The sequence below is a fragment of the Carboxylicivirga marina genome, from assembly GCF_016612505.1.
GTDB classification, from domain to species: domain Bacteria; phylum Bacteroidota; class Bacteroidia; order Bacteroidales; family Marinilabiliaceae; genus Carboxylicivirga; species Carboxylicivirga marina.
Window position 1 is genome coordinate 1 of record NZ_JAENRR010000022.1, and the last position, 15,236, is coordinate 15,236.

At 36.0% G+C, this 15,236-nt stretch carries 13 protein-coding genes; 11 read left to right on the top strand and 2 right to left on the bottom strand.

The genetic code is table 11. The annotated features are described in order from the left end of the window. Positions 1–373 precede the first annotated feature (373 nt). Positions 374–1,609, top strand: a complete 1,236-nt coding sequence (locus JIV24_RS10610; protein ID WP_200465013.1) for an OmpP1/FadL family transporter — start codon at positions 374–376, stop codon at positions 1,607–1,609. A gap of 12 nt (positions 1,610–1,621) precedes the next feature. Beyond that, positions 1,622–2,974 carry an SGNH/GDSL hydrolase family protein gene (locus JIV24_RS10615; protein ID WP_200465014.1) on the top strand — a complete coding sequence of 451 codons (1,353 nt, stop codon included), beginning with the start codon at positions 1,622–1,624 and terminating at the stop codon, positions 2,972–2,974. Between the two features lie 53 nt (positions 2,975–3,027). Here JIV24_RS10615 and JIV24_RS10620 read toward each other — a convergent pair whose 3' ends face one another. Further along, the gene (locus JIV24_RS10620) at positions 3,028–3,810 is read right to left on the bottom strand and encodes an aminotransferase class IV (RefSeq protein ID WP_200465015.1); all 783 of its coding nucleotides are present in this window, start codon (positions 3,808–3,810) and stop codon (positions 3,028–3,030) included. Between the two features lie 437 nt (positions 3,811–4,247). Between JIV24_RS10620 and JIV24_RS10625 the strand changes: the two genes are divergently transcribed. From JIV24_RS10625 to JIV24_RS10665, 9 genes are all read left to right on the top strand, one after another. Further along, complete coding sequence (locus tag JIV24_RS10625) at positions 4,248–5,312, top strand: BamA/TamA family outer membrane protein (protein WP_200465016.1); 1,065 nt, start codon at positions 4,248–4,250, stop codon at positions 5,310–5,312. Positions 5,313–5,345: 33 nt separating this feature from the next. Further along, positions 5,346–6,764 carry a hypothetical protein gene (locus JIV24_RS10630; RefSeq protein ID WP_200465017.1) on the top strand — a complete coding sequence of 473 codons (1,419 nt, stop codon included), beginning with the start codon at positions 5,346–5,348 and terminating at the stop codon, positions 6,762–6,764. Positions 6,765–6,801: 37 nt separating this feature from the next. Continuing rightward, the gene (locus JIV24_RS10635; RefSeq protein ID WP_200465018.1) at positions 6,802–7,974 is read left to right on the top strand and encodes a DcaP family trimeric outer membrane transporter; all 1,173 of its coding nucleotides are present in this window, start codon (positions 6,802–6,804) and stop codon (positions 7,972–7,974) included. Positions 7,975–8,041: 67 nt separating this feature from the next. After that, positions 8,042–8,644 (top strand): hypothetical protein, encoded by a 603-nt coding sequence (locus tag JIV24_RS10640; RefSeq protein WP_200465019.1) that lies wholly within the window; start codon positions 8,042–8,044, stop codon positions 8,642–8,644. A gap of 50 nt (positions 8,645–8,694) precedes the next feature. Beyond that, complete coding sequence (locus JIV24_RS10645) at positions 8,695–9,537, top strand: hypothetical protein (protein ID WP_200465020.1); 843 nt, start codon at positions 8,695–8,697, stop codon at positions 9,535–9,537. Next, on the top strand, positions 9,512–9,790 hold the full coding sequence (locus tag JIV24_RS10650) for a hypothetical protein (RefSeq protein WP_200465021.1): 279 nt from the start codon (positions 9,512–9,514) through the stop codon (positions 9,788–9,790). The genes JIV24_RS10645 and JIV24_RS10650 overlap by 26 nt, the downstream gene beginning before the upstream one ends. Before the next feature lie 319 nt (positions 9,791–10,109). Then, a complete protein-coding gene (locus JIV24_RS10655) occupies positions 10,110–10,868 on the top strand; it encodes a hypothetical protein (protein ID WP_200465022.1) in 759 nt (252 codons plus the stop codon). A gap of 91 nt (positions 10,869–10,959) precedes the next feature. Continuing rightward, positions 10,960–11,700 carry a hypothetical protein gene (locus JIV24_RS10660; protein WP_200465023.1) on the top strand — a complete coding sequence of 247 codons (741 nt, stop codon included), beginning with the start codon at positions 10,960–10,962 and terminating at the stop codon, positions 11,698–11,700. A 20-nt stretch (positions 11,701–11,720) separates the two neighbouring features. Beyond that, positions 11,721–12,482 (top strand): hypothetical protein, encoded by a 762-nt coding sequence (locus JIV24_RS10665; protein WP_200465024.1) that lies wholly within the window; start codon positions 11,721–11,723, stop codon positions 12,480–12,482. 74 nt (positions 12,483–12,556) lie between these two features. On the opposite strand, the gene JIV24_RS10670 is transcribed toward JIV24_RS10665, so the two are convergent. Then, the gene (locus tag JIV24_RS10670) at positions 12,557–15,163 is read right to left on the bottom strand and encodes a LuxR C-terminal-related transcriptional regulator (RefSeq protein WP_200465025.1); all 2,607 of its coding nucleotides are present in this window, start codon (positions 15,161–15,163) and stop codon (positions 12,557–12,559) included. Positions 15,164–15,236 lie beyond the last annotated feature (73 nt).

The window sequence follows — 15,236 nt, forward strand, 5'->3', positions numbered from 1 at the left end:
GTATTTGGGGTTCCTGATTTTAAATTTTATGCCCTTGGTGATGGTTTGTACAATATCTTTTCTCGTCACCCAGGTAACCCCAAGGCATATAAGCAAAGAAAGGAATCTCAGCTAACTTTTGGATTTACTTAAAAAAATGGGGTAACTCCAAAATTAAGTACTCATCCGGTCATACGATTAAGTATAGTCAGTTTTAACTCTTAAACGTTATGGGTGCCAAATGTTATGAAGGGATGTTTAATAAATAAACGAACAAAAGACTCAAATGTTTAAAAGGGTTGATTGTCAATTATTTAAATGTTTAGATATTTAAAAAATTAGGCTATATTCGCGTGTTAAAAATTCTTAAATAACATTCACTAATCATTCTTACATGAAGAGAATAGGTTTATTCTTTGGTTTATTTGTGCTTGGATTTCAGTTATTTGCTGAAGGATATCAAGTAAACCTGCAAGGCAATCGGCAGACTGGTATGGGACATACTGGTGCTGGTTTATTAATGGGAGCTTCGAGCATGCATTTTAATCCTGGCGCCTTAGGCTTAATGGATAAAAAGTATGATTTTTCATTTGGAGGAAGTTTAATTTTCTCAAATAACACCTTTCAAAAGCAAGCACCTTCAACTTATGAAGCTCAATCGGATAACCCTATGGGAACGCCGTTTTATTTTTATGGTGCTACAAAGATAAGCGATAAATTAGCTGTTGGTTTAGCTATCACAACGCCTTATGGTAACTCTTTAAAATGGGGTGATGATTGGGATGGTAAATATTTAATCCAGGATATTTCATTACGTGCTATCTTTATACAACCTACAGTTTCGTATAAAATAAATGATAAGTTAGGATTTGGTGTTGGATTTATGGCTGTTAATGGTAATGTTGATTTAAATAAAGCTTTACCACTGCAGGATATGAATGGTGATGGAAGTACAAATATCTCTGGAAATACTTGGGCCTATGGATTTAATGCAGGTTTAAGTTATAAACCATCTGATAAATTATCGTTTGGAATAAGTTATCGTTCTGAGGTAAAGGTAAAATTAGATGAAGGTGAAGCAACGTTTAACGTACCAAAGGACTTGTATGATGATGAAACTTCTTTTCCTGCTAAAACAAAGTTTAAAGCAGAATTGCCTATGCCTACCAATATTACATTTGGGGTAGGTTATCAGATTAATGATAAATTACTCTTAGCAGCCGATTTGCAATATGTTGGCTGGTCAGCATACGAAAGTCTTGACTTTGATTTTGAGAATAATACACCTATTTTAGAAGATTCTCAAAATCAGCGCGATTTTGAAAATACAATGGTGTATCGTTTGGGAGCCGAATATGCCATGAATGAAAAGTTTCAGTTCAGAGCAGGTATTTACTATGACACTACACCAATTCCGGAAGATTTATTGACGCCAGAAACACCAGGTACTGATAAGATTGGGATGTCATTGGGATGTGGTTATCAAATCAATGACAAACTATCACTTGATGCATCATTATTATACATTCACGGAACAAAGCGTGAAGATGGTTATGCCCCAACGAACTTTTACGGAACTTACTATTCAAATGCTGTAATTCCAGGTATTGGTTTAAATTATTCATTTTAATAAATGATACTGATGAAACAATATATATTTAAATATGCACTATTGTTAGGTGCAGTAGCATTATGGTCATGTGAACCTAAGGTAGATGAATTTACACCTTCAACAGGAACGGCTGACTTTTCAAAATTTATTGCCATTGGTGATTCATATACAGCTGGTTATACCGATGGAGCTTTAGGGCGACGAGGTCAGGAAGAAAGCTTTAGTGCTATTCTTGGAAAACAGTTAATGTACGTGGGAAGTGATTCTTATAACCAACCTTTCGTTCTTTCAGAAAGTAGTGTTGGTTCAACTCAGTTACAACCTGGTGTTTTTAATGGTTATTATGAATTAAATATTGTCGATGGTTCACTGAAACCGCAACCTACTGTTGGAGATGCAAATATATTTGGAGAACAAGTAGCGAGTGCAGAGAATCAGAATTATGGTGTTCCTGGAGCAAAACTAATTCACTTGTTAGCAGAAGGTTTTGGTAATCCAGCAGCTGGTTTTGGTAATTACAATCCATTTTACACAAGGTTTATGAGCCAACCAATGGCTTCTGTTTTAGGTGATGCACTTGCTGCACAAGCTAGTTTTATTTCGTTATGGGCAGGTAATAACGATGTATTAGCTTATGCTATGGCAGGAGGAGAAGGTGATGCTATCACTGATCCTGCAATTTTCGCTGGTGCATATAGTCAGGCTCTTACGGCGCTGGTAGCAAATGGAGCCAAAGGTGTATTAGGAAATATTCCTGCTGTAGAAACCATTCCATTCTTCAATACAGTTCCTTACAATGCACTACCACTTGATCAGGCAACTGCTGATATGCTTAATGCAGCTTATACTGATTACAATGCTGCAGCTGATGCAAATGGTCTTCCACGTATTGAGTTTAGTGCCGGAGCAAATGCTTTAGTTATTGCTGATGAGAGCTGGCCATTAATGGGAATTCGCCAGATAAAAGCCGACGAAAAATTCTTATTGACATTACCAACCGACAAAATTGCAAATGAAGGATGGGGAACACAGGTGCCTGTACCTGCTGAATATGTGCTTGATGCAACTGAATTAGCGGCTATTGCAACTGCAACTGCAGAATACAATGTGACAATTAAGTCGCTTAGTGAGCAACATGGTTTTGCACATGCAGATTTAAATATGAAAATGAAAGAACTTAGTACGACAGGAATAATCATTGATGGTCATACTTATACTGGTGCATTTGTAACTGGTGGTGTCTTTTCATTGGATGGAATACACGCAACAGGTCGTGGTTCTGCTATTATTGCGAACGCCTTTATTGATGCCATTAATGCCAAATTTGACGCATCAATTCCGCGTGCTAATATAAACGATTATAATATGGTTGAATTTCCTTAATGGGATTGACATATGAGTGGTAAAAGGAGGGGTGACCCTCCTTTTTTTATGTCTTATATCTGGGCGAGAATCAGTTCTTCGACTTCTTTAATCATCTGTAATAATATCGGATGCTCAACTTTAAATGTCACTTTATCGAGCTGCTTAATCGGTAGTAATCGTGGAGAAGTTCCAGTTATAAATGCGGCCTCCATTGTCTCCATTTCCTCTAGCATTACAGCACGAAAAACAACTTGGATTTTTAATTTGTCAGCTATTAAAAGCATTTGTTTTCGCATAATGCCAGGTAAAACCAGTGAGTCATCGGCTGTAAACAATGTATTATCTTTTATAAAAAACAGGTTGCTACGACTGCCCTCTGTCAGGCAATTATTCGAATTAACCAATATTGTTTCATAGGTCTGACCCTGTTCAATAATCGAATTGGCCTTACCACGTACATCTGGATTATAGATTTTGGCTTGCGGATGATGCCGTTCAGAAAACTGCAAACTGCACCTGATACCTTCCCTTTTTTCTAACTCCCCCGGGTATTTGACAGGAATAAAATAAGCCATAAAAATAGCTTCCCCATCGTTTTTAATTCGATAATCCAGCTTTACATTTCCATTTTGAATATCGTTGGCTGAAAACAGGAGCTTTAGTCTATTGGATATCTGTTTTGTATTAAAGTTAATTTCTTTTCCGCTAATAGCTAGGCTGTTATCAAATCGTTCCAGATGAGCTTGTAAAAACAGTGGTTTGCCGTTTTCGATGCGAAATACCTCATAAATACAGGTTTCATCATTCTCAATTGAACCATTAAAAAAGTTCACTGATTTTAATGTCCTATCCATTAGAAAGTATTGTCCTTGAATAACAGACTGCATTATAATGAGGTATGGTTAATTTTGAGTTTTGAAGATAGCTATTTTTCTTTTACCACCAAAAGTTACCATTAGCTGTAGAATCTGTTATTGTTATAATTGGCAGCCTATTTAGAAGACTGTTTTTTAACTCTAATCAAATAGGCTTGATAACCAATATCGAAAGATGTAAATTATATGGGTATAAGCTAACTGCATTCCTTAATGCCATAAGCATATTAATATTTGAAGTAGAATTATATCCAATAATTAAGATGTTAATGTGTAGCAGATGAAATGCATAAGTATGTAAAGAGTAATAATGAAATTTATCATATTCGTCGTATTGGTTTATTCAGTTGACCATAAGGGCAAAAAGTATTGGTTTTTATTATAATTTTAAAGAAGTATTTTAATTTAACCACCATATGATTTATACCCGTTTATTAGTTGCAAAACTAATTGCTTTATACTTGGTTCAGTTTGTATGTACAACTGCTATTGCTGCAGAAAAAAGAGATTCAACGGAAAAAAAGGTGAATTTTGTTCCTGTACCATATATTAATTACAACCGAACAGGAGGTTTCGAATTTGGAGGAGTGCCTATGGCAAGCTACCGTTTAAGTTTAAATGATACTATCTCACCACGATCAATGACCGGTTTTGTAGGAAAATATTCTACAGAAGGTAATTGGGTGACCCTAATTTTTCAGCGCATGTACTGGAACGAAGATAACTGGCGTTTGACATTTGCTGGCGGTTTGGCATCCAATGGATTTCAGTTTTTTCCAGATGTGCCAGGTGGAATGCCCATCGACTACAACACTTCAGTGGCGTTTGGCTATATCCAAGTTCAGCGACGTGTTTACCGGTTTTTGTACGGTGGTTTGTCTTATGTGATGAGCAAAACTGATACAGAAATAGAAGGGCAAAGTAATAAAGAAACCAGTTTCAATGCTATCGGTGTAAAAATAACTGCTGATACTCGTTCAAATGTATATTATCCCTATTCTGGTTTTAACGATAACATAAGTATGTCATTTACTCCGGAATTTCTGGATAATGAATTTGTCGGGCAACGGATTGAAGTGGATCACAATCAGTATTTTGCTGTTATAGATAAGCGCGATGTTATTGCCTATCGTGTTAAAGGCGGATTCGGACTGGGAGATGTAGCTTTTGAACAACAATTCATCGTTGGTCGCAACGATATACGGGGCTATACGCAGGGTGAATACCGAGGTGAAAGTATCATGACAGTTCAGGGAGAATACCGGTGGAATCTATATGATAAACTTGGATTTGTTGGATTTGCTGGTATGGCTACAGTCTGGAAGTCAAATATTGAAAGCAATGATGGCAAACTATTTCCATCAATTGGTGGAGGTTTCCGTTACACGGTTTTTCCAAAAACAGGAATGAACGTGGGGATGGAAGCAGCAGTTGGGCTTGATGATTGGGGTATTTATTTCAGAATTGGAGAAGCTTTTTAATAGAAATGATATATAACCTAAAATCTACCTCAAATGAGAAAGTTCTCACTTTTTATTATTATCATGACTTTACTTGTGCAAAATGTTGTTGCACAAGATGCTCATTACTGGACCGAACAATATGGTACCAAATCAATGTTATTAAGTAATTCAGTAGTGGGTAGTGTAAGCGACTTAGGGGCTGTGTTTTATAATCCGGCACGATTAGGTCAAATTGAAAAACCAGCTTTTGTAATTAGTGCAAAGGTTTACCAATTGAGTAATACCAATTTTGAAAATGGTGCTGGTGATGACATTGATTTAAAAAAATCTAAATTTGGTGGAGCACCAAGCCTTGTAGCCGGTACTTTTAAGATAAAATGGTTGCCAGAGCATAAATTTGCCTATGCCTTTCTTACACGTTATACATCCGATATTAATTTTTCAACAAGAAGTCAGGTTTATGGTGATGTGATAGAGTCATTACCTGGTGAGGAATATTTTAGTGGCCGAATTGAACTGAATAAGAAAGTTAAAGAGGAATGGATGGGAGTTAGCTGGAGTAAATCATTGTCAGAGAAGCTTAGCATTGGTGTGTCTACATTTATTACAGCACGAGAGCAGAGTTCACTGATTGAGAGCAATCTTCAGGCTTATCCTGAAGATGAGCGCTTAGAAATGTTTACTCAAAAGAATAGCTATTCTTACGACCAGTTTGGTTTATTATGGAAGATTGGTTTATCTTATCAGCTGAAGCGTATGACAGCTGGTATAACTGTGACAACTCCAAATTTACGCTTATTTGGCGAAGGCGATATGCAATACGAATATTTCAGTACAGCTTATGAATCAAATTCAAGTGTTTATGAATTAGATACACAAGATGGTCTGGAAGCGATTCATAAAACACCTTGGTCGGTTGCAGTAGGCGCTGGTTTTAAAATTTTAAAGGGCACGTTTCATGTTAGTTCTGAATACTTCAGTGCAGTTGACCGACATACAATTATGCAATCAGAACCTTTCACGGGTCAAAGTACAGGAGAAGAAAAATATGGACAACTCGTTAATAGACTTAATTCAGTCTTCAATTTTGGTGTTGGTTACAACATTAATGTCAATGAAAAAGTTGGGGCTTACGTAAGTTATTCTACCGATTTTTCAGCTGCAATTCCGAATTCTTATGGTATTGACCCGCGAGAAGATTTAGTATATATAGGTTCAACTTTTCGCTCTGATATATCTCATTTTGGTGCCGGTGTCATCTTAGATCTTAGCTGGGCCGATTTAACGTTGGGTGCAACTAATGCATCAGCTAAATATGCTATTAAAAGGCCAATTGATTTCCCAAATGATGATGCAAGTGTGGCCTCTGTTGATGAGCAGGAATCACAAATTGATTGGTCAAGATGGCGTTTTATTGTGGGTATATCTGTGCCATTATTTAAACAAATGGCAGATAAGCTTAATTTATAATTCGAAACTCTAACAACCTAATTCAAGATTAATAAACATGAAAAAGCTATTTTACCCATTATTACTATTTATGACGATAGGTGTTTGTGCTCAGGAAAACGAGAGTCAAACCACATTTAAATTTGGTGGATATATCAAGGCTGATTTTATCAATACCTGGTATGAGAATGGAGATGTTGGAGAATCAAGTCCATTGCGTGATTTCCACCTGCCAAGTCAAATACCTGTTGGAGCAAAAGATGAACATATTGATCTTGATTACCATGTAAAGGAATCACGATTTAATTTTGATGTAAAGACTAATCTGTTAGGGAAAGAAATTCACGGATTTATTGAATTGGATTTTATGATGTCAAAAGCTGGAGATGAGAAAGTGACTAATTCTTACAATCCGCGTATCAGGCATGCTTATTTTGAGTGGGATAAATTATTGATTGGACAAACTTGGTCGACTTTTATGGTTGTTGTTGTACCTGATGAAATTGATTTTGCAGGTGCAATGGATGGATTAGTTTTTGTGCGTCAGCCACAAATCAGATTTAAACTTGGCAACTGGTGGTTAGCTCTGGAGAATCCGGAAACAACCATTACGCCATATCAGGAGAGTCATACGGAAGTAACCGAATCAGAAGTCTCCCCTGATATAATATTCAGAAATAATTTCTCCGGCGATTGGGGAAACTGGGCTGTGGCAATTATGGGACGAACCTTGCACAAAAAAGATTCCATCAAGCATTATGCTATGGGGGTAGGAATCACCACTGGTGGTAAAATCAAAGTTGGTAGACGAGGTGATGATATCCGTATGATGGCGACATATGGTACCGGACTCGGGCGATATCTGTCTGCCGGTTTCAGTGCTGGTGCTGTCGTTGATAATGAAGGTGCACTAAATACCATTGATGTGGTAAATGCTTACATTGCTTATAATCACTTTTGGAAACCCAAAGTTTGGAGTTCAAGCTTTAGTGTGGCAGTATATAACGCCATGCATGACGACAATCTTGTTGTGCCAGAGATAAATAAATCGAGTTATAGCATATCTGGCAATATCAAATGGGATATAGCGCCGCAATTGCGTTTTGGTGCAGAGTATATGTATGGCTATAGAGAATTACAAGGTGGTGTTAATGGGGCATTTCATCGATTGCAGTTGGCTGCCAAATATACATTTGGTTACAACAATACGGTAGCAGATGAAAAAAGATAAATGATACATTTTTAAGAACAGTATATGCTAAACGCTGTTATATAATTACATTTTAATCAATAGCCATATGTCAATAATCAATAGAGTATCCGGTGTCTTAATATTTGTATTTGTTGTTCAGTTTTTGTGTGCCAATAATTACAACCAAAGTATATCACAACCAGATAGTATAATTAAGACTGTGGAACTCGATACATTGAAGAACCAACAGATTATTGATTCATTAAAGCTCAAGTTGGCACCAACTGACGAAATGGAGATTAAAGAACTGGTGCACAAACTTCATAAATCGTGGCAGAAATTTGCTATTAATACGGAAGAAGAAGAAATATTACAATACTTTACACCAATGTTTGTTGTTAGTCAGGTAGCTGTCTATACCGAAGACAAAGGAAAAATCATGGCTTATACAAACAAAGAATTTCGAAAATTCTTAAAGAGTTTCAAGAAAGCTGAAAAAATAAGTATAGAATTTTCTGATATTGACTTCTTAGATATTGAGGTAAAGAATCATAAGTACTTTAATACTGTTTATAAGTGTATTCTTTCACGTAAGGATCATAATGGAGAATTACATACAAGCTCAGCAATCATTACAATTACAGGACGACGAATAGGTGATGAATGGAAAATTGGTAATTATTCATGGGTTAATTTCGAATATCATTAATTAAGCAACTCATTAAAACCAATAACTTATACTAACCTTATAATATTTCAATGAAACTCATCCTTTCGCTGTTTATCCTAACTATTCTGAGTGCCAAAATCTGCGCTCAAGATAAATTGTCGGTTTTCCGTGATAGTGCAGATTTAGCTTTTGATGTCAGTGATTTTTTAATATCCAAAAAAGGCTTGTTGCCTGTTCCGATGTTAATTACTGAGCCATCAGTTGGCTATGGTGGAGCTATGGCTTTACTGTACTTCCACGATTCGTATGAAAATAAAAAGCGACCACCGAGTATCACCGGAGGTTTTGGCGGGTATACCGAAAATGGAACATGGATGGCTGGTGCACTACATGCGGGCTTCTGGAACGAAGATAAGATACGATACCTGGGTGTCATTGGAAAGATCAATGTTAATATCGATTACTATGGCCGGCTTCCTAAACCGGTTGAAATGAATATGAATACATGGATAATTCTGCAACAAATACAGTTTCGTTTGGCAGAAACTAATTTTTTTAGTGGACTTAAATATACACTAGCTCCAATCACAAATACTTTTAAGCTGCCTATTGATATTCCTGAGTTCTCGGGTATTGAAATTGAAACGAGCGTTAGCGAGTTGTCGGCTATGTTTATTTATGACTCACGAAATAATGTTATATCACCTACGAATGGTATTTGGGCGCAGGTATTAGGTATTTATAGTGATACATGGATGGGAGGAGAAGACCTGTATGGAAAAATTAACTCAAGTTTTATTGGAATTAAAGACGTCAATAGAAAATTGGTTATTGGAGGCAAACTTGTGGCCAATAGTAAGTTGGGCGATGTGCCATTTTATACCAGACCCTTTGTACAACTGCGCAGTGCCATTTTTAAAGTATCAAGATAATAATGTACTGGCTTTTGAGGGAGAGGTGGACTGGAACGCGTATAAACGATGGCATCTCATTGGATTTGCCGGCATGGGAACTGCTTTTAAAGATTATAGCGATATAAGTGATGGCAATAATGTTGTGAGTGGAGGCGGTGGTTTTCGCTATTTAATAGCCCGTAAGTTTGGAATGAAAATGGGAATGGACTTCGCCTTCAGTAAGGATGATTTCACCTTTTACATAACAATGGGGCATGCCTGGGCTTTTTAGGCACCTTAATTATATGATGAGCTCAGTTTGACTGAGCTTTTTTTATGGGCTGCTGGGTTTTAACCGAGTGTTTTACTGTGCCAAACATCTGTTTTATACGCTCTAAAATGAATGATTAATACTCATTTATAGGATGTAATAGGTGTATTTGTATGTCTACATCCGGTGTATTTTAAATTATATAAAGTGCACATATTCATAATGTTATGGTTTAGTGGTTGATTGGCTTCATGTTTACGAATAAAGATTTTCAGTTTGTGGCAATTGATTTGCAATGCTTAGGGCGTAAACAAGTTTCGAAAATCTAAAAACAAAAACAATGAAGACAATTAAATTTGGTTTGTTATTGAGTTTAGCCGTTATATTATTTACTAGTTGTAATGAAGATGATGGTGGAATTAGTGCTCCGGGTAGTGAAGGACCACACGAAGGTGAAATAGTAAGTGTAGATTTATCGTATACCGATTTTATTGGTAACAATTTAAAGTCGGCAAGTACATATGATCCTGCAGCTGTTACTCATAATTATTTATCAACGGGCTATACAGTTGTTATCAAAGAATTATATGATTCTTCAACAGGACAGTTTGTAAATGAAACATGGACAGATGTTGACTTAGCCAATCCGGGAATATCATTTGAGGCCATCGGATGGTTTGGTATTGAGGTGTCGCACCCTGATTATGCTGCAGTAGGAACAACGGCTTACTATGGGGTAAATACACCAAGAGTTGATGTTGTAAGTGGCGGTAATGTAACAATTCCATTAGAGTTGTCGCAAGTATCTGTTCACCTGGCAAATGGCACAGGACAAGAATTTAGTTCACAGATTCAATCAGCTACCATACAGGATGTTCCTGTAACGGCGTTTAATAGTCCCGTTTATGTAGAAGCCGAGGTTGACTATACTGTAAGTGTTACTTTCCAACACGACGGAGGTACAGATACTGCCACAAATTCAGGTTTAGCCGGAGAGGCATTTTACCATACAGTGCATGAACAAGAAGTGGGTCATGGTATCATCTTTGATTTACCAGTTTTTGACACACCAACTGATGGTGGTGGCATTGGACTATAAAATGTCAAAATGATAGGGATTTAGCCACTGTCATTGCATAAAAAACAATGGTGGTGGTACCTAAAGATTAAACAATCAAACACTTAATAAAATGAAAACAATAATTGCATATAGTCTTTTAGTGCTTAGTTTGTTGAGTGTTAGTTGCACGCAATCTGATGATGGCTGGCAACAAGAGCTTACATTAACAAAGCCTATTGAGCCAATTACAAAGCGCTCAATTATACTGAGTTCCAACAATGGCTTAAAAGGTGAAAGTTTAGGCTTGTTTTCAATGCAAAACTGGTATGAATATGAATTTGATGAAGATAAACTGGTTCATAGTTATGAGACTTCAGGTTATACAGTAAAAGTGTTTAACGCGTGGATAGTTAGTGCAGAAAACCCGCAAGAAGGTTATTATGATGATATTGAATTTGAAAACATAAACCTGAACGACCAGAGCATTGAATTTGAAACTGCAGGGCCATTTAGTATTGAAGTAATACATCCCGATTACGTTCAAAATAAAGCAAGTCAAGTAGCTTATTATGGTTTCGAAGTGAATGAATTTGATGATTGGCCAGGGGGCCAGGAATTGATTATTCCTATGGAATTAAGGCAATTTGCCACACTATTAGTGTTCCGCTCAGTTGATGTACGATTTACCATTGAGAAAATGGAGATTGAGAAGATAGAAGTTGAAGAATACCAACCCATTTACATTGAAATGGAGAAAGATTTTACAATAGAAGTAGAACACAGAAATGGAGGGAAAGAAAAGGTTCAAATAAAAGCTGGTAATTCAGGAGAGTGTAAATATTACTGGGTTGAGAGCGTCATTTTCGAATAGGGTTTAGTAAGATGTGTATCATGAAAAAGACATATAAAATATTCGTTAGCTTGTTGGTCATAATTTCTTTTTATGCCTGTCAAGAGGAATTAATGGAAAGGCCTGGTAGTGAATTACCCCATGAAGGTAATGTATGTGAAGTGGACCTGACTTATACCAACTTTTCAGAACCAGTAGAGGTGCCTTTAAAGAGTACAACAAATGAAGATGAAATTCAGCATAACTACATCACTACGGGATATATAGTTGATATCCATGAACTTTATAATCCTGAAACGGGCATGTTTGAGGATAAGCGATTTGAAAATGTAGATTTAACTGATCCGCAAATTACCTTCTCAGCCATTGGCTGGTTTGGTATTGAGGTAACTCATCCTGAATATGATGACAGAGCTTCTGGTAAAAAGGCTTATTATATAGTGAATAGAAAAGATATGCCGGTAGTTGAAGTAGGTGAGTATGAAATACCACTTGAGCTAGATCAGGTATCTGTTCATTTAGCAAACGGAACAGGACAAATATTCGATTCTCAAATATATAACGCTTCAATAAACGGTGTTAAGGTTGAAGATTATAATGTTCCGGTTTATGTTCCCAAGGAACTGGATTATGTTGTTTCTGTTTTATTCAGGCATAGTTATGAGGATGTGATGGTTCATAATAATGGACTAGCCGGACAAGCTTTTTATCACTTGGTGCATGACCAAACTGTAGATAGTGGAATTGAATTTGAATTATCAACTTTTAAATTACCTGAAAAAGGGGAAGGAATAGGAAATTAAGATTTAGGTTATTATTGTGGTTTAATGCGAAAGCGTTAGTGTTTATGTGTTGTGTTTAGGGTTTGACAGTTTGGTCAAACCCTTTTTTTATAAGCTTTAAGCAATGGTTTTGTATGCTTGATAGCTTCCTCACGATTATTAACCTGAAGTTTTTTGTATAGGTTGGCGATGTGGCGTTTAACCGTTTTTTCAGAAATAAAAAGTTTGTCGGCTATTTGATTGTTATTGAAATTATGGTGAATCATTAGCACAATTTCAATTTCTCGTTTAGTCAACGCCTTTTTATCTTCTTCATTTAAGTTCGAATCGTTTGAACTTAAATAAATTGTTTTCAGTGATTTGTTTAAATGTATTATATCCAGATTATTGTTTACTAATTCAATTAATTCACCTTTTAATTCATCAAAGAAGTAGTATAAGCTATTGGATTCTGCTAGTTGAGCAGCCCCGTTAAAATAGTCAATCGCCTTTTGATGATTCCCAACCTTATATTCTGCAATAGTTCCAGTTATTAGCGCTAAAATTCGCTGATGGATATTATAATATTTTTCTGGATTTTCTATTATAGGTCTTATAAGGTTCAATCCAATTTTCACATGGTTTAAATCCTCAGAACTTATCAGTATTTGGGCACGGATGTTTTGCTTTGAAATAACATGTATTAAAGGACTAACGGAAATGGATGTATCATTAATGGCCCAGTTTATGGCTGATTCTTTTTTATTTCGAAACCATGAAATGTAATAGGTGATGAGCTTTATGTATTCGATTAATAACTGTTCGCCTCTTTGCTGGGCCCATTCACTAAGTTCTAATATTCGTTCATTGACTTCTTCTGATGATAATTCCCTGAATAGCATTCTTAAATACAACACTTTACCCCAAAAAGGAAAAACTGATGTATGAACGAGTTTTTCATTCTTAAAATAATCCAGCTCTAACACTGCTTTTTCTTTATTGTGACTGAAGATATAAGCCAAGGCAGAAAAATACCTCGAACGTGCTATATTATCACTTAATATACCTGTTGAACTAATATTTTCGATGTGTTTAGCACTCAAAAGCAAATCAAGTGAATGTCCATTAAGCCATTGGATGAGACAAAGTGCCGTTTGAATAAGTACTTGTGATTGTGTTTTTCGACCTTCTTCCATGGCACTAGTCAGCAGAATTTTTGCTTCTTTGGCTTCTCCTAATGCTTGCATTGATAATGCATAATACATCCACCCCAAACCAAATAAATAATCCTGGTTTGCGTCGATCGTATCAATTGCTTTTATTGAAGAGTTACTTGCTTGTTTGTAGTCACCCTCCAGATAATAATAAATAAAAGCTTTAATAAGGTGAAATTCACCAATTATACTAGGGTCTGTGTGCTTCTGTTCTTCTTGAAAAAGTGCTTCCTCAATCGCAGTTATTTCATCTTTAATATGTAGGAATTTACCGGTATATATTTTAATCCATATGGTACTTAATTTAAAAGCAAGTGTATTGTTATCTGGCAATTTCTTAATGTATTGATTTAAGGCATTAAGGTTTCCCTCACTCATTAACTGAGTTCTCAAACGATTGAAAATTTTGCTTGCCAATTCACTTTTGCCAGCCAAAATAAAGTATTGAAACGCTTCGTCAAAGAAGTCATTATTATTGCAATATTCGGCCAGTTCAATCAGTGTTTCTTTTTGATATTCAGTGATTTTTCTATTGTTTCTACGTTTGTTTATTCTGGAAACGATAGCAAGTGGCTTATAAATGTTTTTTGAAGATTTTGTTATAGGAACTCCAGAATTATAAATCGTGCTTAAAAGACTATCGGCAGTATAATCTGTATCTAACTTTTGTGAGATAATGAGGTGTTGCAACATGTCAAAATTGAACCAGTTTACTTTAAAAACGAACAACTCTACTACATCTCTCATATTATTTGGTAGTGAAGCGATGTTTTCATCCAAGAGGTTTAATAAATGATTTTCCCATTCCGAAACAACATTCGCAAATCGATTAAAATTAGGAGCCAGGTTAAATAAGGTCATAACACCAAGTGGCCAACCTTGAGTATGGGCGTATACTTCTTTAGGATTTATAAATGAAGGAATATGGCGATTCACTTTCAGGTAATTAGATAAGTCTTCTTGGGTAAGTCTAAGTTGCTCATCGCCCAATTGGGTAATAATACCCTTTGTTGATAATGCTCTATTGCTATATTTCACGCACTCTCCTGCGATAATTAGCTTAAGCTTTTGTTGGGGATAAGCAAAGAGTGAGTTGATAAATGAAAAAATACTTGCATCATTAATTGTGTGAAAACTATCAAGTATAATACTTACAGGCTTTTCAAGTTGATTAATTTCATTGAGTAATGTCGCCAGGTTTTCTTCTGTTGAAACTTCCTTATTCAGTTTCATCCCAAAGTTGGGATTCACTTGCTGAATGGCCTTTATAAAATAAATCACAAAACTATTTAATACATTATCTCTTTCATCAAGACTGACCCATGCCGTTTGTTCATTTGTGCTTGCATAGTATGCAAGTTGGCTTGTTTTTCCATAGCCAACAGGCGCATCCAATATAGTGATAGTCCCAAAAGTAGTTTGAGATAGCTTATCTTGAATTAGTTGGTTGCTAATGAAGTGTCGTGCTATTGCGGGGAGAGATAGTTTGGCTTGGTTAATTTGCTGCATGTTTGATTTAGATGAACAGTTAAAAATGCAAGTTCTAATTATTTAACAATTGATTGATATCAATGTTTTAAGC

Coding starts and splice junctions, on each gene's coding strand:
- JIV24_RS10660 (WP_200465023.1), top strand. CDS start 10,960: ATGAAAACAATAATTGCATATAGTCTTTTAGTGCTTAGTTTGTTGAGT.
- JIV24_RS10610 (WP_200465013.1), top strand. CDS start 374: ATGAAGAGAATAGGTTTATTCTTTGGTTTATTTGTGCTTGGATTTCAG.
- JIV24_RS10625 (WP_200465016.1), top strand. CDS start 4,248: ATGATTTATACCCGTTTATTAGTTGCAAAACTAATTGCTTTATACTTG.
- JIV24_RS10630 (WP_200465017.1), top strand. CDS start 5,346: ATGAGAAAGTTCTCACTTTTTATTATTATCATGACTTTACTTGTGCAA.
- JIV24_RS10615 (WP_200465014.1), top strand. CDS start 1,622: ATGAAACAATATATATTTAAATATGCACTATTGTTAGGTGCAGTAGCA.
- JIV24_RS10645 (WP_200465020.1), top strand. CDS start 8,695: ATGAAACTCATCCTTTCGCTGTTTATCCTAACTATTCTGAGTGCCAAA.
- JIV24_RS10670 (WP_200465025.1), bottom strand. CDS start 15,163: ATGCAGCAAATTAACCAAGCCAAACTATCTCTCCCCGCAATAGCACGA.
- JIV24_RS10640 (WP_200465019.1), top strand. CDS start 8,042: ATGTCAATAATCAATAGAGTATCCGGTGTCTTAATATTTGTATTTGTT.
- JIV24_RS10620 (WP_200465015.1), bottom strand. CDS start 3,810: ATGGATAGGACATTAAAATCAGTGAACTTTTTTAATGGTTCAATTGAG.
- JIV24_RS10665 (WP_200465024.1), top strand. CDS start 11,721: ATGAAAAAGACATATAAAATATTCGTTAGCTTGTTGGTCATAATTTCT.
- JIV24_RS10635 (WP_200465018.1), top strand. CDS start 6,802: ATGAAAAAGCTATTTTACCCATTATTACTATTTATGACGATAGGTGTT.
- JIV24_RS10655 (WP_200465022.1), top strand. CDS start 10,110: ATGAAGACAATTAAATTTGGTTTGTTATTGAGTTTAGCCGTTATATTA.